Below are 17,728 nucleotides of genomic sequence, written 5' to 3'. Positions count from 1 at the left end.
GCGACGTTCCGCTTTCGACCGAAATAGCGTTGAAGCGGACGGCCTGCGCCGCGCTATCGAATTCCTTCAACGGGCACGAACACACACGGTTCACCGAGCAGGAACTGTTTGCTTCGACATGCTCGATAGGCCGGTGGAACCCGCCGTTCCGGGCGGGTCGAGGTGCCATCGATCCGCGCCTCGCCAAGCCTTCTGCGACTCACTATAGCTGATGTGTGCCAATGAGAGGCGGCTATGGCCGAGCTCGATCGATATGGGGAGGTACGACAAGCCTCACCAATCGCCCCCATTCAGGCCAACTGTGTTTCTGCTCAGAAACATTCTTATTCACGTTGCCTTATCGAAATATGGATTGGGTAGGGGTCGGCACGTCTCGTTACAGAAGCACCAAGTATCTCATAAGTAGTTGATTTTTCATATCTTCGACGGCGCGCGGCCGACCACGCTAGCGGGCATACCTGCGGTGGAGCCGGCAAACCTAGTGTTGCGAAAATGGCGCTGGCGCGGAAAGTGACATGTTGCGGGATTAAATGCGATTGCTGTCCGAAACCTTTCCGGCATGATCGCACAGAAGCGAGCCTCCTCATGGTGAGCGCTTGCCGGAGCCGGCCGCCAAGACGCAGGCCCAATCAACAAAGATGAACAGGCGTGATCCGGGAACCGGACGTCGCCGCGAGATGGGTCTCGAAGTTTTGGGGATATCGATGAGATTTCTGAAAAGCTCTTTGCTAAGCTCGGCCGCCGCATTCGCGGCAGTAGGAGCAGCTCACGCCGCCGACCTTCCGGTCAAGAAGGCGGTCCCGATCGAGTACGTCCGCGTCTGCGGCGCCTACGGTGCAGGCTTCTTCTACATCCCCGGCACCGACACCTGCCTGCGTCTCTCCGGCCGCGCCCGGTTCGAGGGCGGCTACATGACCAGCTACTCGCGGCAGGGCACAAGCGGCGACACGTCGGGCTACCAGGGCCGGATGCGCATCAACCTCGATGCCCGCACCCAAACCGCCTACGGCACGCTGCGCGCCTTCGTCCGCCTCGATGCCGGATCCCGCACCGGCTATTCCGGCGTCGGCCAGTCGGGCACACAGCAGCGCATCGGCCAAGCTTTCCCGGCTCTCGGCATCGACCAGTTCGGCCGCGCCCAGCAGTTCGTGAACGTCGACAAGGCATTCATCCAGTTCGCCGGCATGACCGCCGGTCGCGCCTCATCGTTCTTCGACTTCTACGCCCACGACTTCGAAATCATGGGCAACACGCTCGGCTCGGATGTCGCCTCGACCAACCTGCTCGCCTACACGGCCACGCTCGGCAACGGCCTGTCCGCCACGATCTCGGCCGAAGATCCGGTCTTCCGCCGCACGCCGATCTTTTCACCGACCAACAACCCCACTGGAGCTACGGTCAACGGCGTCATCCAGAACTTCGCTCAGACAAGCGCGCCGGCCGAGGTGTTCATCGGCTACACCGGCGGCGTGCCGACTCGGTACAGCTTCGTCGATGCGATCCAGCGCTCGCGCATGCCCGACATCGTCGGCGCCCTGCGCCTCGACCAGGCCTGGGGTTCGGCTCAGGTCTCGGCCGCCGTCCACGAGCTGAACGTCGGCAACGTGCAGAGCGGCGCCGGCACCGGCACCGGCTCGAACATCAGCATCCCGCACACCAGCAACTCGTACGGCTGGGCGGTGCAGGGCGGCCTGAAGATCAACACGCCGTTCATCGCGCCGGGCGACGCCCTCTACCTGCAGGGCGCTTACGGCTCCGGCTCCCAGATGTACACCGGCCTTTGCGCCTTCAGCGGCTGCTATGCGCAGAATCCGGCCACCATCCAGGGCCAAAAGTTCGCGCAGTACTTCGTTGATGCGACAATCAACCCGTTTACGGGTCAGATGGAGCAGACTACGAGCTTCACCGCGACGGTCTCGTACCTCCACTACTGGTCGCCGGAGTGGCGCTCGGCCATCTTTGGGTCGTACGGTGAGATTGACTACCGCACCGGTGCCCGTCTGGCTCAGGGCGCGGCCTTCGCGCTCGCCAACCCGGCCGGTGCCAACTCCTTCGGCGTGAACGCCGTCGGCGTGCCGGGCACCCGGTTCTTCCAGCTCAGCGAGGCGCTGCGCGACACCTACCAGTTCGTGGCCGGCGGCAGCATCATCTGGTCGCCGGTGAAGGACCTCGATATCGGCGTCGAAGGCCTCTACACTCAAATCGGCCTTAAGAGCGGCCGCGTGATCGACCGCGATAAGAGCCCGACGGCCTACTCCAACGTCGCCGGCATCAACAACGGCACTTTCGTACCGCGGACCACGACGTCGGACGGCGTCTCCACGTTCCGCTTCCGCGTCCAGCGCGACTTCTAATCACCCGATCGAGACCGGTTGTTCTCCAAAGCTTCCTGGTCTTGATGTCCCCGTGCAAAGGGACCCCACTGAGCCCGGCCTCGCGGCCGGGCTTTTTTGTCCCTCGATAGATCGACATCTACCTGCGCGAAGCTCCAGCGGAACGGGCTTCGGGTAGCGTGATTGCGGGACCAAATCAGAGGTCCGCTTTCGGGAATGGTGCTAGCCGCAACTGGCGGCTGGGTTGGGTCGGAAGCCGTATGGCTGCTCGGGGTGGAATGCTGCCGGTCTGCTTCTGCGCCACGCGGGCACTCGAGCGGACATATCCTCGACGATCCAGGCGGTCAGAGGCCGGAGGTCAGTTTTGTAAGCCAATCGCGCGAGTCTTTGACTAGGACAGTCTCCATAGACCTGTAGAGAAGCAGAAGACCTCCGCCAAGTCCAACTAGACCGCATGCGGCGAGCCCAGCCGCACTCGTGACGCCGGCTCCGACCCGAAGCCTCTAAGCCAAATGATTATCAGTCCTGCGCTAATTTACGGCTTGCGCTGCGGATCGCGATCGAAAATCTTGCTTTGAATACGCGTCTACGGAGATTTCGATGCCAGCCGCAAATTGTTGCATAGGAAAATATCTAGGTTCATTTCTGCTATATACCGCCGGATCCAGCGTCGTTTTCGCGGATATGAGGGTGAATCGTTCCGTCGACGGCAAAATTGTCTCGATGTCTAACCTGTCGCCGGCGAAGGACTGTTCTTCGATGGCCTTGCGCGGCCGCATCAGCGATCTAACATTCGAGCAGGGAACGGTACGCGGATTCACACTTAACCAAAAAGGCGGCGAGCAGCACATCAACGTACCCGCTTTGTACGATTTTCCCGATCCACGCCAGAAAGCGATTACTCAAGATGGATATTCCACATTGATCCGCAACGGCCGCACCGTGACGATCAAGGCTCTGTTCTGCGGCGCAGCGGGAAAAATCGTGAAAATGGACGCAATCTCAACAGAGTAGGGACCATATCATGTCAACCAGATCGGGTGCGGTCGCCCTCCTATTCATGCTGTGTTGCGTCCAGGTCGCGAACTCGGGGTGGAAGCCGGCAAAAGGAACTCCGTATCCTGCGTTCACCTCCTGCGTCTCCTCCAATCTGTGCATATTCGTCTCGTGCCGGCGCGGTGGCGAAAGGTCCTTCGAGATCTACTCCGTCGAGAACGGTCTAAGCGCTGGAGATACGCTATCCCTCTCCGCTGCCGGACGACAGATCAAGCTGACCGTACCGCCGAGGACCAACAACGAGCTGTACAGCTGGCCGTTGCGACCGGACATAGATGAATTACTGAGCTCGGGCGGTAAAGCGGCCATCGTCTTCGACGAACGCACCAAGTGGCCCGTAAGGACTGACGGCTATGCATCGGCGAAGTCAAGCCTGTCGCGTCAATGCAAAGGCTGACTCCGGGCTGCTTGGGACGACTATCGGGAGACGTACGATGTTTATGGTAAGACTGACTTTCGTGATCCTGATGGGTTCGCTCTTTGCAGCGCCGGCTGTGGCGGAATCAAGAGCGGCGGCCTACTTGGCAAAGCAGGAGATCAATGACGGGTGCGATGGTCGTCAAGGGCGCATCGATCCCGCCGGCCTGATCGAGCGGGATCTCGATGGTGACGGCATGCCCGACTTGATTATATCCCACGAGGCGATCCGATGTGCCGGTAAAATGTCACGGAGCAGTCATTGCGGCATGCAGGTTTGCTCCGTACTGTTCTATCTGCGTCGCGGATCATTGCTCCAGAAGGCCCACGATATGCTGGGTGCCAACGTCAAGGTAGGCCGCGAGCGCATCCCGAAGGTCCATATGGATGCCCATGGCGGAGGTGGAGGCTACGTTCGTTGGAATGGGAAGTCTTTTGATTGAGAACTGATGTCTCGCGGCGACGTCCAACATTCATAGATATCCGCGGTCGGAGCCATCACAAATCATGACATCTCCAGCATTCGGCCGATGCGGCTACAGCCGGACGATCGGCGAGATGCGCCTGGAGGCGGCGTTCGATCGGATCGCTCCCCGGCCGAGGTTCTCGGCACCGACAGCCAGGATCCGGGACGATCCGACGACCGACGACCGACGTCGGTCGCCGATCAAGCTGTCCCGACATGCGTGGCCCGCGATCGGGTGGCCGTGCACCGCAACGTCGGGCATGATGCCCTGCACATGATCGGCGGACCTGGGGAGGTCACATGCGGTTCCTGGTGGCGACGATTGTTCTGATCGGACTGTGCGGTCAGGCGAATGCCCAGGGCAAATCGAAGAAGCCGCAACCTCAGCAGCCGTCGACCCGCTACCTCAGCTTTTCGGAAGGGTCCCTGGACGGTTCGGCGACGTATCTGATCGACGGCGTCCTGAAGTTGACCTCGCAGGGCAGCCAGATCACCGACGCGAGCATCGACGTCTGCTACCCGACAAGCACCCTGTCGCGGCGCGTCGACCGTCTGGTGATCCCGCTGAAGGCCGACGGCGCGAACTTCTCCGGAGCCGGAGCAAGCTCGGCGGGGGATCGGGTCGCCGTGTCGATCAAGCGGAGCGGCTCGAAGGACGAGCAGCAGCTGAACGGCTCTCTGAAGCTTCCGGACCATAGCGTCGCCATCGCAGCCGCCGGCCTGACGTTCTCGGAGGAGGATCCGACCGCGCTGCCCTCCGGTTCGACGGCAGAGGACGAGACTGAAGACGTGAGCGACAAGCCCGTACCCGATCCCGGAACCCTCTCGGTGACGACGAAGCTTCCGAACGTCGTCGATCTGGTGAAGCTGGTCCGCACTGAAGGTGCCCGGATGGATCCCGCCGGTCTGGTCCCGAACTGCGCCGACCAGAGAGGCGGCACCTCGTCGATCTCGATCGACGTCGATCCGGAGAGAGCTCCCGCGCTCCTCGAGAAGGTGAAGAAGCTCCCGGGAGTGGCGACTGCGGAATACGGGCAGGTCGCCGACAAGTCCCAGCTCGTCAAGCTCAAGGCGAAGCCGGGCGACGCCGATCTGATCGCCGCCCTCGGTCGCGCATTGCCGAAGGCCATCCCCGATGCGACGATCGTCTCGTCGGGCAAGGACGCCGGGCGAGGCGAGATCCAGATGGCCCTCACCCGCAAGGTGTCCTACCTGGATCCGATGGGAGCTCAGGAAGCGATCTCGCTCCGGGCTACCGCGTGGCAGGATCCTCAGGACAAGTCCGTCTCCTACGTCCAGCTCCGGGGTGTCGATGCGAGACTTGTCGATACCGGCAAGGAGAAGGTCTTCTCGGTAGGGCCCGCCGAGTCCGAGGGGGAGGACGCCGTCGTCGCCTCCGATCTCGACACGGCGGCAGCACAGCAGGCGATAGCTGCGGCATTGGCTTCTGATCTGCACGGGCAGATCTGGGTCGAAGATGCGTGGGTGTCGAAGTAGCAGGTCGCCCGCACGCCTGGATGCCGACGACGGGCGAGTGCTGGAGGCGGCCGCAAACTCGAAACGCCGCCCTCACCGTGGAGCGCGATCGGTACCTGCCGAACGTGAGCCCCGGCCGCATGGTCGACGAGGAGGCCGACCTGGAGAGTGACACGATCGGATGATGCGTCGGAGGCTATGCCGGCCGAATGCGGGGGGAAAAGGCCACGTAAACGATCGGCGGGCGACGACATGCATCCGCCGATCGTAAGGCTAGCTAGGAACGCTCGAAGGTCCGTCGATGCTCTACCACGCGGCCTGAAGGCCAGCGGTGAACACCTGGGCGGTGGCGCCGGGGCGGACATCGCCGGTGTAGCCCACTGACAGCCGCACGCCCTCGGCGACCGCCCCCGTCAGGCTCACCCCCAGAACCGCGCCGTCCCGGCCCAGCGCGCTCGTCCGGCCCGCGAACCCCGCCCCGAATAGGCTCGAGCGAACCACCGCCGCCGTGTCGGCCAGTTCGTGCGCCCAGTACGCCCGGCCCTCCAGGCGCAGGTCCGGCATGCCCGCCACCGCCCAGCTCGTCACCCGCCCGCCGACCAGGCTGCGCGCCGCGTCGAGATCGGCCACCGCGAAGCCCTGCCCGCCGAAGCCCTGCCCGACCAGACCGCCCCGCTCGGACACACGGCCCCGCGTCAGCCGGTCGTAGCTGAAGCCCACCTCCGGCACGACCTCGACCGGCAGGCCGGTCGCCAGCGCGTACCCGGCAAAGCCCGACACCCCGCCGTTCCAGCCCGACGACAGCCCGGACGCCTGCGACACCGCCGCGCCCAGCGCCACCGTCCGGTCCACCCGCCCGTCCGCGTACGACACGCCCGCCGTGCCCCGCAGCACCACCGCGCCCAGCCGCGTGCTCGCGTACAGCGTCCCGCCGTAGCTGTCGGTGGTGAACCGACCCAGCCCCGCGCCCCGCGACGTGCCGCCCTCACGCAGGTAGCTGAACGCACCGCCCACCTGCGTGTCCGCCCCGACCTGGCGGTCGACGCCCATCAGCAGCCCGCCCGCGTCGAACCCGGCGCCCGCCGCCGCCCGGTCGCCGGCGCGCGCGCCGAACCCGTACAGCGCGTCGGCCCAGACCCGGCCCTCGCCCACCGCCAGCGGCGGCGCCGCCGCCCCGGCGCCGCCGCGCACCTGCAGCGCCGTGCGGTTCGGGCCCGGGCCCGGATCGCCCGCGCTGAACGCGCTCGCGCCGCCGCCCAGCCCGCGCTGGTGCCGGTCGATCGTGTCGGCCAGCAGCCGGCGCGCGGCGAGGTCGGTCATCACCGCGTCGCCGTAGCTCTGGCCCGACAGGCTCGCCAGGCCGCCCGGCAGCGTCGCCGGGCCAGCCGCGTAGAGCGGGTCGAACACCCGCGCCCGCGCCGCGTCCGGCCGCGTGCCGGCGGCCGGGCGGGCGAGGTCGAGCGCTGCGCCCACGGCCCGGGCGTTGCCGGTCTGGGCGAGGCCGAGGCCGGCGAGGTTGCCGTAGGCGGCGGGCGTGACCACGAGGTCGAGGCCGGTGGCGGCGTAGAGCGCGTCGAAGCGCGTGCCGGCCGGCAGGCCCGCCGCCGGCTGGGCGAGCCCGCTGAACGAGCCCGACAGCCCGGCCTGCGCGGTGAGCACGCCGAAGCGCTGGCCGAGCGCGGGGGTGAAGCTGTTGCCCGCGTTGCCGGTGATGCCGCGCAGCTCCGGCACCAGGGTGCCGTTGGCCGAGACCGTGCCGGTCGGGCCGAGCGCCAGGAGGCGGGCGTAGCTGCCCGCGCCGGTGCCGGTGCCCGGTCCGTCGATGTCGAGGCCGAGGCTGCTGCCGGGGGCGAACGCCACCGGGCCGAGCACGGTGAGCGTGCCGGGGGAGTTGCCCGGCCGCAGGGCGCCGGCGACCGTGACCGGGGCCGCGACGGTGCCGATGCCGCGCAGGGTGCCATTGGCCGCGACCGTGACCGGCGAGGTCCAGAGCCCGTTGAGGGAGAGCGTGCCGGCCTGGATTGTGGTCGGGCCGGAGAAGAGGCCGGAGCCGGTGAGCAGGAGCGTGCCGGGGCCGGCCTTGGTCAGGCTGGTCGGGCTCGCGGTCTCCAGGATGGCGCCGGCGTAGGTGGAGGCGGCCGCATTGGAGACCGTGAGGGCGCCGTTGCCCAGGACGGCGGAGGCCGGGCCGGCGAGGTCGGTGAGCGTGAGGGCGGTGCCGCCGAGGTCGAGGGCGCCGGTGTTGGTCAGGCTGGTCAGCCCGGCGAGCGGGCCGGTGATCTGCACGAGGCCGGTGTTGGTGAGCGTGCCGTTGAACTGCCCGGACAGGCGGGCGATGCCGGTGTTGGTCAGGTCGGCGGTGAGGGTGCCGTCGCTGGCGACGAGGCCGGCGTTGCTGAGGCCGCCGGAGGCGGTGAGGCTGGCGCTCTGGGCAACGGCGACGAGGCCGGCATTGGCGAGGGGGCCGGCAAGGCTGTAGCTGCCGCCCGTGGTGACGGCGAGCGTCGCGCCGGCGGCGTTGGCGAAGGGGCCGGTGCCGGCGACGGATCCGGCGACGGCGAGCAGGCCGGCATTGTTGGCGATGGGCCCGTCGATGCGGCCAGCGCTGGCGAGCACGGTGCCGGCATTGGTCAGGCCACCGCTGATCGTGCCGCTGGTGGCGAGGAGGCCGGTGTTGGCGACGCCGCCGCCGATGGTGCCGGCGTTGCTCAGGCTGCCGCTGCTGATGACGCCGCCGGCGATCGCGCCGGTGTTGAGGGCGGTGCCGGTGTTGGTCAGACCGCCCGCGAGGGTGCCGGTGTTGACCAGGCTGCCGCTGTTGGTCGTGCCGCCGGCGATGGTACCGGCGTTGACGGCCATACCGGCATTGGCGATCGCGCCATTAATGGTACCGCTGTTGGCGAGCACGCCGAAGTTGCCGACGCTGCCGGCGACGAGGCCGGCATTGAGAAAGCTCGCACCTGCACCGACGAGGACCGGTGCGGAGAGGCTGCCGGTGGCAGTCAGGGCGAGAGTGCCGGCGCTGATGACAGCGCCGCCGGTAAATGTGTTGGCGGCTGACAGCACGGCGGTCCCGGAGCCGGACTTGATCAGCACGCCCGGCTGGCTGCCGTCGGCAATCGGCCCCGCGAAGGTGGCGGTGCCGACGTCGATCTGCAGGGTGCCGGGGCCGGCGAGCGTGATCGGGCGGGCGGTGGCGAAGCCGTCGGCGAGGACCTCGAGGGTGCCACCGCCGAGGGTCAGGCCGGTGCCGGCGGCGCCGAGATTAGCGTCGCGGGAAACGGCCAGGGTGCCGCCGAGGATGGTGGTGCCGCCGGCATAGGTGTTGGTGCCGGCAAGTTCGAGGGTGCCGAGCCCAACCTTAATCAGGCCGCCAGGCCCGGAGACGTCGCCGCCGAGGCTCGCAACATCGAGCGGGTTCAGCGCCGTCGTACTCATCAGGAAGACGGGAAGGCCGGTCGTGAATTGCGAGGCCAAGCTCAAGCTTCCCTGCAGTGCGATCATCGGCTGGGCAATGAGATCTGCACTTTCGGGGGCAATGCGCTGGTGGACTTGCTCCGCAAAAGTGGAGAGCTCTTTTCCTGGAGGAGGAGGGTTCCGATGGCAGACCGGAAGCAAACCTTTACCCCTGAGTTTCGCGCAGAGGCGGTGCGATTGGCGCAGACGAGCGGGCGGTCCCGCCGCGAGGTCGCCGCCGATCTCGGCGTCGGGCTCTCGACGCTGCGCAACTGGATCGACGGCCGGCGCGAGCGGGAGATGGACCATCCGCCAGCCGATCGGCAGGAGGACATGGCCGCCGAGCTCAAGCGCCTGCGCCGCGAGAACGAGGTGCTACGCCAGGAGCGGGAGATCCTGAAGCGGGCCACGGCTTTTTTCGCCAAGGAGGGAAGTCGATGAGGTTCCGCCTCATCGACGCGGCGAAGAAGGACTTCCCGGTCGCGCGCCTGTGCAAGGTCCTCGACGTCAGTCCGAGCGGCTATTTCGCCTGGAAAAACCGCCCGGCCTCGACGCGGCAGCGCGAGGATCTCGTGCTGCTTGCCCACGTCCGCTCCGCCTTCACGCTCTCGCACGAGACGTATGGCAGCCCGCGCATGACCCACGAGCTGCGCGAGCAGGGTTTGGCGGCAGGCCGAAGACGCGTGGCCCGGCTGATGCGGGAGAACGGGCTCAAGGCTCGCCAGCCGCGGCGCTTCCGGCGCACGACGGACAGCGGCCACGCCTTCCCGATCGCGCCCAACCACCTCGACCAGGACTTCACGGCGGCCGGGCCCGATCGCAAGTGGGGAAGCGACATCTCCTACATCTGGACGCGGGAGGGTTGGCTGTACCTGGCGGTGGTCCTCGACCTGTACTCTCGACGGGTCGTGGGCTGGGCGGCGAGCGACCGTCTTCACAAGGAACTCGCGCTGACCGCGCTGCGACGTGCCCTTGTCGTCCGACGGACCGGACCAAGTTTATTGCATCATTCAGACCGCGGCAGTCAGTACTGTTCGAATGAGTATCAGGCGGAACTACGAGGACATGGCATCGTGATCTCGATGTCCGGCAAGGGAAATTGTTATGATAACGCGATGGTCGAGACGTTCTTCAAGACGCTGAAGAGCGAGTTGGTCTGGCGCACCGCGTTCCAGACACGAGCCGAGGCCACCATCGCGCTGGCCCGTTACATCGATGGCTTCTACAATCCCCGCCGCCGTCACTCGGCGCTGGGCTACACCAGCCCTATCCAGTTCGAGAGGGGCTTCACCCACCAAACCGCTCTCCATTAGACCGTAGCAAGTCCATACCTCGTGCGCATGTACATCGAACTCGACAAGCTCGACGCGAATCGGCGCCTGGCAAGGGACGCGGTGACTATCGATCACCTGATCGCGGCGGCGCGGCGTATCCTGCACCCCTACACGCTGGAGATGAAGGAAGTCCCATGGTGGTCGGTCTACGAGATTGGGCAGAGGCTCTGCGAAGCCTTCGATGATGGCGGCCTTGCGCACCGTGAACATCGTTCGCCCCGGATCTTCATCGCTGGCGATGCCTGCCACACGCACAGCCCGAAAGCGGGCCAGGGCATGAATGTCTCGATGCAGGACGCCTTCAACCTCGGCTGGAAACTCGCCGCCGTGGTCCGCGGGCAGTGTACACCGCAGATTCTCCAGACCTACTCGATGGAGCGTCGCGCCGTCGCCCAGGAACTCATCGACTTCGACCGTGCGTTCGCCCGCATGTTCAGCGCCCCGCCCAGGCCATCCGACGTGACGGGCGGCGACGGCGTCGATCCGGCCGAGTTCGAGCGGTACTTCGTCAAGCATGGCCGCTTCACCGCCGGTACCGAGACCTGCTATCCGCCGTCCCTCATCACCGGCCAGTCCACGCATCAGAACCTCGCCGAGGGCTTCAGGATCGGGACACGCTTTCATTCGGCGCCGGTGATCCGGCTGGCCGATGCTAAGCCACTTCAGCTCGGCCACACCGTCAAGGCAGATGGCCGCTGGCGCTTGTTCCTGTTCGCGGATCCGGAGTCGCCCGACGCGCGATCCTCGCGATTGCGCGCCGTGTGCACGTACCTGGCCGAAGCGGACGACGCGCCCATCCGGCGGTTCACACCCGCGGGCGCCGACATCGACTCCGTCATCGACGTGCGGGCGATCCTGCAGCAGGGCCACCGGCAGTTCGTTCTAGGAGCGATGCCACCGCTGCTGCGACCGCCGAAGGGGCGTTATAACCTCGTCGACTGCGAGAAGGTCTTCTGCCCGGACCCGAAGGCCGGCGATATCTTCGCACTGCGCGGCATTTGGCGGGCGGACGGTTGCATCGTCGTCGTGCGGCCGGACCAGCACGTCGCGCATGTGCTGCCCCTGGACGCCCATGCCGAACTCGCGGCCTTCTTCGATCGATTCATGCTGTAGCGGGTGGAAACGCGATGCGCAGCGAGATCGACGCGATCCGGGCCTTCCTCCAGGCGCAGCCGCGGCCGGCGGATCTCGTCGCACGGCGCGCCCGGCTCGACAGCTTCGGCCGCCGCGACGCGCTTCCGCCCGGCACCCGCGTCACCCCTGTCGATGCCGGCGGCGTGCCGGGTGAGTGGACCCTCTGCCCTGGTGGCGATTCCGAGCGCGTCCTCATTTTCCTCCACGGCGGCGGGTACATGGCTGGATCCCTCGACAGCCATCGCCACGTCGTTGCGCGCGCGGGGCAGGACGCCGGCGTCCGCACCCTCGCACTCGCCTACCGGCTCGCCCCTGAGCACCCTTTCCCCGCCGCCCTCGACGACGCGGTGGCGGGCTATAGGTTCGTGCTGGAGCAGGGGATCTCGCCCGAACAGATCGCCTTGTGCGGCGAGAGCGCGGGCGGTGGCCTCGCCGTCGCCGCCGCGCTGCGCCTGCGAGAGGCGGGCGACCCGCTGCCCGGATGTCTCTGGCTCTCTTCACCCTGGATCGACTTGGCCTTGCGCGGCAACAGCTTCAGGACGAAGGCAGCGGTGGATCCCATGATCCAGCGCCTCTACCTCTCCGAACTTGCGGCGGCCTACCTGAGCGGCGCGGATCCTCAGAACCCTTTGGCCTCACCCCTCTACGCCGATTTAAAGGGCTTGCCCCCGACGCTGATCCAAGTCGGCTCGGACGAGACGCTCCTCGATGATGCGGTGTGTCTGGCCGGCGCGGCCGGCAGCGCGGGCATGAACGTCACGCTTCGGATCTGGCCCGCGATGATCCACGCTTGGCATCTGTTCTTCCCGAACCTTGCGGAGGGGCGCGCAGCTCTCTCGGAGGCCGGCACCTTCGTGGATGGCCACCTCAAGCCGAGAAACATGGAGCCTAATATGCGAACTGAGGCTGCGTCCGTATAGCCAGTCAACCGATCCTACCCGCGCATGACTATCGGCTGATGAGCGCAATCCCGACATGAAATTTAATAAGATTTTCATTCCGACTTCGTTCTTTGGAGATTTTAAGCCTAAATAGATAAGCTGGAAATGAACCGCCTCTGCAATCGCGGCAGACTTTCGTAACTCTCATCAGTGTGTCGGGAGGCGGATTGCCTGCCTATCCGGCCAACGATCTCGGAGTAGGTCCAGATTCTTTTGGCCAGACCGTGTTATTCCGCTGCTCGATTGCAATCTTGAGAGCTGCCTCTTGATGAAACGTGCGAGCGCGCTGCAGTTCAGCTCTGATTGAAGAGACATGATCACGCAGCCAGCAATACCAAGAGTTTGGATGAAGGACCGGCCGCGCTGCGGTCACCTTCAAACGAAACTGCCAGCGCTACGTCTTGCAGTCCTCGCACAAAGTGCTAACCATTACCCGTAGACGTTCGTTAGGCTGCTGGCGGAAATAGCCTTTTTGGGTTGCAGGTTCGAGTCCTGCCGGGACCACCAGCCTCGCGGGATCCGCCGGGGGGCAGGTCCCAACCTCCCGGATCGAACGCGCCCCCACCTGTGGCCGCGCGGCGACACCGGCCGACGACGTCGGGTGGACGGCGCGAATCGCTCCGGATCGGTCACGGGCGACCGGCCAGCCCGATCCACCCGTCGCGGCGCCCCCCTCTCGCCTTCGCCCCCCGCCATCGCGTAGGTCCAACCGTGCTCACCGCCACGCTCGACCCCGCCGACCGCCCATGCTCCCACAGTACCGCTGGCTCTGGGCCCTGACCCTCCTCCTCGCCTCCGGCGGGGCGGGCCTCCTCTACAACCTGCTCTTCGTCGGCGGGGCCTCGATGCTCGCCGGCCTGGTCTACGCCCTGGCGGTGGGCGGGACGGTGCTGGCCTTCGTGCCCGGCCTGGCCCTGTCGGGCGTCCAGACGCGGCTGCGCCGCCTGCCGGCGCTGGTCTACATGCTGGCTGCCGAACTGCTCTACGTGGTGCTGATCACGCTCGGCTGCGCGCTCGGCGGCTTGGTCGTCTGGACCTTCAGCCTCACCGCCGACAGCCTGTCCACGGCGGTGCGGATCACGCCGCGGTTCCTCGCCTACTCGCTGGCCGTGTCGGCCCTGCTGGTCTTCGTCATGCGCATGCGCGACCTGATCGGCGGCGAGGTGTTCGTGAACTTCATGATCGGCCGCTACCACAAGCCGGTGCAGGAGGAGCGGATCTTCCTGTTCCTCGACGTGGTCGGCTCGACGGCCTTCGCGGAGACCCACGGCGACCTGCGCGCGCAGGAATATCTCAGCGCCGTGTTCGCGACGCTCGCCGAGCCGGTGCGGCGCAACGCCGGCTCCACGGACGACTTCATCGGCGACCTCGCGATGATCACGTGGCCGATGAAGCGCGGCCTCAAGGACGCGCGCTGCGTCACCTGCGTGTTCGCGGTGCTCGACCGGATCGAGGCCGACGCCGCGGCCTGGCAAGCCCGGTTCGGGACGGTCCCGCGGCTGCGGGCGGCGCTGCACGGCGGTCCGGTGGTCACGGCCGAAGTCGGGGTCGACCGCCACAAGATCGCGTATTTCGGCGACGCTGTGAACGTGACGGCGCGGATCGAGGCCCTGTGCCGCCCGCTGGGCGTCGACATCCTGATCTCGCAGGATCTCCTCGACCGGCTGGACCGGATGCCCGACGGCGTCCGCGCTCGCCCGCTGGGGACGCACGCCCTGCGCGGCCGCGGCGCGCCCCTGGCGGTCGCCACTCTCGAGCGCGGCGCGGCGCCGGACCGGCTGATCCCGGAGCAGAGGCCGGCGCCGCCGGTGCTGGACCGCGCCGAGGCCGTCGCGGAACCGCGCTAGGCTCCCCGTAGGGGCCGCATGTCGGTCGCGTCTCAGCGGCGGCGGACCCAGCGCTCCCACCAGCGCTCCCACCCGTGCGCCCAGAAGCGCCGGCCCCGCGCGCTCGCCGCGCGCCGCGGGGTCGCGGCCGGGCCGGCCCAGTCGGAGGTTGCCCCGAGCGCCGCCGGCAGGGTGGCGACGAGCGCCGCCGGCCCCTCGATGTCCCAGCCGATCACGCAGCAGCCGCAGCCGGTGCTGCGCACGCGGGTGAGCCGGCTGGCATGGGCTAGCATCCAGCGCTCGGCGGCGGCGACGTCGTCCCCGTCGCCCACGTCCACGCACAGGGAGGCGCGGGCGTGGCCCGGGGCCGGCGGCCCCTCGGGCATTGGGTCGACCCGCCCGTAGAGGGCCCGCAGGGCGTCGGAAGCCGGTCCGGCGTCGCCGGCGCTCACGGCGCGCCCATCTCGGCCAGCTGCCGTTTGGCGAAGGTGCAGGCCGCGAAGTCCGGGTTGATCGCACAGGCTATGTCGAACGCCGCCCGGGCCCGGGACGCCTCGGCGGCGACGCCCTCGCCGAGGCGATAGGCCTGGCCGAGCATGGCGCAGCCCCAGGCGCCGCGCCGGTCGCAATCGAGACGGAAGCTCCGGGCGAGGCAGGCATCCGTGTCGGCGCGCGGCGCGTCGCGGAAGGGATCCTCCGCGTAGCCGCCGTTCCGGATCCCGGCCGCCCGGTTGGTGCAGCCCGCCGGGAACCCGCCCGCGCAGGCGAGGGCGTAGAGCCGCTCCTTGTCGAGGATGTCGGCGACGTCGAGGGAGTGGTGTTCCAGGGCGAGGGCGAGGTCGAAGCAGGCCGGCGCGTTCGACCACCGGGTGCAGAGCGCGTAGCAGGAAGCGGGCTCGCGCGCGCAGCGGCGCTCGGTGGGCCGGCGGGGCGCGAACGCCCACCGCCAGAACGGGCGCTCCCGCGCGAAGGTGTCGGCCGGGCAGGTGCCGAAGCTGCGCAGCAAGGCCGGGTCCTGCCGCAGCGGCGCCGCGATCTCCGCGGCCTCGGCCTTGTTGAAGACGGGTGCGGCAGGCGCCTCGTCGGCCCGGGACGCCCCCGGTCCGAGCGAGAGGACCGGGGCCAGGGCGAAGAGCGCGGCGAGGCTGGTCCGGAGGTGCCCGGCCGGGAGGCTCCGGGCCAGGCTCATCGGCGCCGGCGCCAGCGGTGCAGCAGGCGTCGCAGGCCGAGGAGCAGGGCGACCGCGAGGACGAGCAGCCCGAGCGCCGGGTGCAGCAGGGCGGCCGCCTGGAACAGGACGAAGATCCCCAGGACGACCTTCCAGGGCTTCATCGGGGTGTCGTCGGGCTCGGCGCCCGCGTCCGGCGCGGCCTCCGCGCGGGCGGCCGGTTCCGGCGCGCCGAGACGCGGTCGCCCGGAGGCCGGCACGCCGCTGCGGCCCGGAACCGGCGCGGCCGCAGCCCTGGCCGCGGCCGCCTCGGCCTCGGCCAGGATCGGGTCCGGCTCGGGCGCGGGGCGGGGGGCCGGTACCCACCAGCGGGCGAGGGGCACCTCGCCCCGCGCGGACCGGGCGCGGAAGTCCGGCTGCCGGGGCGACGTCGCCGGGGCCGAATGGCGGTCCGCGAGGGCGCGGGCCTGCGCGACAAGCGGCGCGCCGGTCTCCGGTGTGACCATCCGGACGAACTGGGCGAAGCCGACCGCGGCGCGGAGCACGCCCGCCTCGCCGGCCGCGCCCCAGCGGCGCCCGGCCGGCCCGTGCCGCTCGAGCCCGTGCAGGAGGGCACGGAAGCGGCGCAGGGTCTCGCGGGGCACGCCGACCCGCTCGTTGACGGTGAGCCCGGTCACCTCCTGGTGCCGGCCGCGGCGCATCACGCGGGTCTTGTCCGGATGGACGGTGAAGCCCTCCCCGCCAACGATGGCGTGGACGTACTTGAGCAGCGCGCCGACCTTCCCGGCGGCCTCGCCGGAGGCCGAGAAGGTCAGGTCGTCGGCGTAGCGCGTGTAGGTGAAACCGAGGCTGCCGGCGAGGCCGGCGAGCCGGGCGTCGAGCCGGGTGCAGACGAGGTTGGTGAGCGCGGGGCTCGTCGGCGCGCCCTGCGGCAGCCGGCGGGGTCCCCGGGCGGCGTAGAGGCGGGCGCCGTCGATCTCGACCGCGTCCACGTCCGGCTCGGTGCAGAGCAGCGCCAGCACGGTCGCCACCGGCTCGGCGTAGCCCAGGCCCCGGAACTTCCCCTTGATCCGCCGGTAATCGAGGCTCGGGAAGAAATCCTTGAGGTCGAGATTGACCACGACGTCCCGCCCGACATGGGCGGCGGCGTTGGTGACGATCGAGCGGCCGGGCACGAAGCCGTGGGCCGCCGCGTGCACGGGGACGTGGGCGAGGAGCGCGTCGAGGATCCAGTACTGCGTCCGCTTCAGGCGCGGCATCGGCGCCGAGATGCGGCGCAGGCCGCCCGCCTTCTTGGGGATGGTGAAGCGCCGGTAATGGCTCACCGCGCTGAGCGCCCGGTCGTAGGCGAGGAAGCGCAGCTCGCCGAGGCCGATCCCCATGGCCTCGGCCAGCGCCTTCGGGCTCGCCAGGGGCGGGAGACCGGGGGCGGGCCCCCGCCCCGGAGCGTCCGCGTGCGCGAGGCCGGCCGAGACGCCGTCGCCGAGATGGAGGATCTCCGCCTCCCGGCGCGCGTGCCATGCCTGCGCCCGGGCGTGGCGGTCGCGGGCGTTACGCAGCCGCGTCTCGCGCCGCCGCTCCAGCGCCGCCTTCTTGCGGCGGCGATGCATCTCCTTGAGGGCGGCCTCCGGGTCGCGCCACGCCGCCTCCCGCCGGTGCAGGTCGGCGAGGGCGCGGGCGATCTCGCCGCGGCGGCGGATCAGGTCGTCCGGCGGGTTGGGCTGCGCTTCCCCGTCCGGCCAGAAGCCGAGCCGGATCATCTCCTCGAGGATGACCTCGTCCTTCGAGCTCTCGCGGATCCGGTCGTAGAGCTGCTGGCGGGTCAGGCTGCCGGGCTGCTGGCTCATCGGCGGCCTCCGGCGCGGGCAGGAGGCGTGACGGGGGACGTCGGCCGGGATGCCTTCGTCAAGTCTCGGGACTGGCCCGGTCCACTCGACGCCGGCACGACCACCGGTGCGCGTTTGGGTTCAGCGAACCCAAACCGCGAACGCGCACCGGTGGTCAGTGCCGGCCCAGTGAAGAGCGGGCCAGTGACGCTTTGCCGGGCAGGGTGCAGGGACGGCGAATCGCCGCCCGAAATGCAAGGTCCGCCCCGGCCGACGCCCCTCGTCGCGGGGAGGA

Annotated in this window: 11 protein-coding genes and 1 pseudogene; 8 read left to right on the top strand and 4 right to left on the bottom strand. The window is 68.5% G+C overall.

Annotation, left to right across the window (positions count from 1 at the left end; all coding sequences use genetic code 11):
- Positions 1 to 704 precede the first annotated feature (704 nt).
- The 4 genes from LXM90_RS16745 to LXM90_RS16730 all read left to right on the top strand — a co-directional run bounded on the left by LXM90_RS16745 (position 705) and on the right by LXM90_RS16730 (position 5,769).
- Positions 705 to 2,354, top strand: a complete 1,650-nt coding sequence (locus LXM90_RS16745; protein ID WP_234083014.1) for a porin — start codon at positions 705 to 707, stop codon at positions 2,352 to 2,354.
- A gap of 669 nt (positions 2,355 to 3,023) precedes the next feature.
- Complete coding sequence (locus LXM90_RS16740; RefSeq protein ID WP_234080817.1) at positions 3,024 to 3,347, top strand: hypothetical protein; 324 nt, start codon at positions 3,024 to 3,026, stop codon at positions 3,345 to 3,347.
- A gap of 476 nt (positions 3,348 to 3,823) precedes the next feature.
- Positions 3,824 to 4,249, top strand: a complete 426-nt coding sequence (locus tag LXM90_RS16735) for a hypothetical protein (protein ID WP_132367865.1) — start codon at positions 3,824 to 3,826, stop codon at positions 4,247 to 4,249.
- 323 nt (positions 4,250 to 4,572) lie between these two features.
- A complete protein-coding gene (locus LXM90_RS16730; protein WP_234080816.1) occupies positions 4,573 to 5,769 on the top strand; it encodes a hypothetical protein in 1,197 nt (398 codons plus the stop codon).
- A gap of 285 nt (positions 5,770 to 6,054) precedes the next feature.
- On the opposite strand, the gene LXM90_RS16725 is transcribed toward LXM90_RS16730, so the two are convergent.
- Entirely contained in the window at positions 6,055 to 9,225 is a 3,171-nt protein-coding gene (locus tag LXM90_RS16725; protein WP_234080815.1) for an autotransporter outer membrane beta-barrel domain-containing protein, read from the bottom strand.
- A gap of 123 nt (positions 9,226 to 9,348) precedes the next feature.
- Between LXM90_RS16725 and LXM90_RS16720 the strand changes: the two genes are divergently transcribed.
- The 4 genes and pseudogenes from LXM90_RS16720 to LXM90_RS16705 all read left to right on the top strand — a co-directional run bounded on the left by LXM90_RS16720 (position 9,349) and on the right by LXM90_RS16705 (position 14,460).
- Positions 9,349 to 10,517 (top strand): IS3 family transposase gene (locus LXM90_RS16720; RefSeq protein WP_234080814.1). Its coding sequence is split into 2 segments (ribosomal slippage): positions 9,349 to 9,616 and positions 9,616 to 10,517, totalling 1,170 coding nucleotides; the frame shifts between segments, so codons are not numbered across the junction.
- Positions 10,518 to 10,532: 15 nt separating this feature from the next.
- Positions 10,533 to 11,651 (top strand): annotated as a pseudogene (locus LXM90_RS16715) (FAD-dependent monooxygenase); the annotation flags it as partial.
- Between the two features lie 14 nt (positions 11,652 to 11,665).
- Entirely contained in the window at positions 11,666 to 12,592 is a 927-nt protein-coding gene (locus LXM90_RS16710) for an alpha/beta hydrolase (RefSeq protein ID WP_234080813.1), read from the top strand.
- Positions 12,593 to 13,359: 767 nt separating this feature from the next.
- Complete coding sequence (locus LXM90_RS16705; RefSeq protein WP_234080812.1) at positions 13,360 to 14,460, top strand: adenylate/guanylate cyclase domain-containing protein; 1,101 nt, start codon at positions 13,360 to 13,362, stop codon at positions 14,458 to 14,460.
- Positions 14,461 to 14,492: 32 nt separating this feature from the next.
- Here the strand turns inward: LXM90_RS16705 and LXM90_RS16700 are convergent, their stop codons facing one another.
- The 3 genes from LXM90_RS16700 to LXM90_RS16690 are packed head-to-tail and all read right to left on the bottom strand — an operon-like array spanning position 14,493 to position 17,454.
- A complete protein-coding gene (locus LXM90_RS16700; RefSeq protein ID WP_100252637.1) occupies positions 14,493 to 14,891 on the bottom strand; it encodes a hypothetical protein in 399 nt (132 codons plus the stop codon).
- Positions 14,888 to 15,628, bottom strand: a complete 741-nt coding sequence (locus LXM90_RS16695) for a hypothetical protein (RefSeq protein WP_234080811.1) — start codon at positions 15,626 to 15,628, stop codon at positions 14,888 to 14,890. The genes LXM90_RS16700 and LXM90_RS16695 overlap by 4 nt, the downstream gene beginning before the upstream one ends.
- A complete protein-coding gene (locus tag LXM90_RS16690) occupies positions 15,625 to 17,454 on the bottom strand; it encodes a reverse transcriptase family protein (protein ID WP_042670728.1) in 1,830 nt (609 codons plus the stop codon). The genes LXM90_RS16695 and LXM90_RS16690 overlap by 4 nt, the downstream gene beginning before the upstream one ends.
- Positions 17,455 to 17,728 lie beyond the last annotated feature (274 nt).

The organism is Methylobacterium oryzae (genome assembly GCF_021398735.1).
Lineage (GTDB): Bacteria > Pseudomonadota > Alphaproteobacteria > Rhizobiales > Beijerinckiaceae > Methylobacterium.
The sequence above is the reverse complement of the archived record's forward strand: the minus strand, read 5'-3'. Positions and strand labels throughout refer to the sequence as shown.

What these genes read in the sequence shown, in the direction of transcription:
- LXM90_RS16745 (WP_234083014.1), top strand. Translation starts at nt 705, where the DNA reads ATGAGATTTCTGAAAAGCTCTTTGCTAAGCTCGGCCGCCGCATTCGCG.
- LXM90_RS16735 (WP_132367865.1), top strand. Translation starts at nt 3,824, where the DNA reads ATGTTTATGGTAAGACTGACTTTCGTGATCCTGATGGGTTCGCTCTTT.
- LXM90_RS16730 (WP_234080816.1), top strand. Translation starts at nt 4,573, where the DNA reads ATGCGGTTCCTGGTGGCGACGATTGTTCTGATCGGACTGTGCGGTCAG.
- LXM90_RS16710 (WP_234080813.1), top strand. Translation starts at nt 11,666, where the DNA reads ATGCGCAGCGAGATCGACGCGATCCGGGCCTTCCTCCAGGCGCAGCCG.
- LXM90_RS16705 (WP_234080812.1), top strand. Translation starts at nt 13,360, where the DNA reads ATGCTCCCACAGTACCGCTGGCTCTGGGCCCTGACCCTCCTCCTCGCC.
- LXM90_RS16695 (WP_234080811.1), bottom strand. Translation starts at nt 15,628, where the DNA reads ATGAGCCTGGCCCGGAGCCTCCCGGCCGGGCACCTCCGGACCAGCCTC.
- LXM90_RS16690 (WP_042670728.1), bottom strand. Translation starts at nt 17,454, where the DNA reads ATGAGCCAGCAGCCCGGCAGCCTGACCCGCCAGCAGCTCTACGACCGG.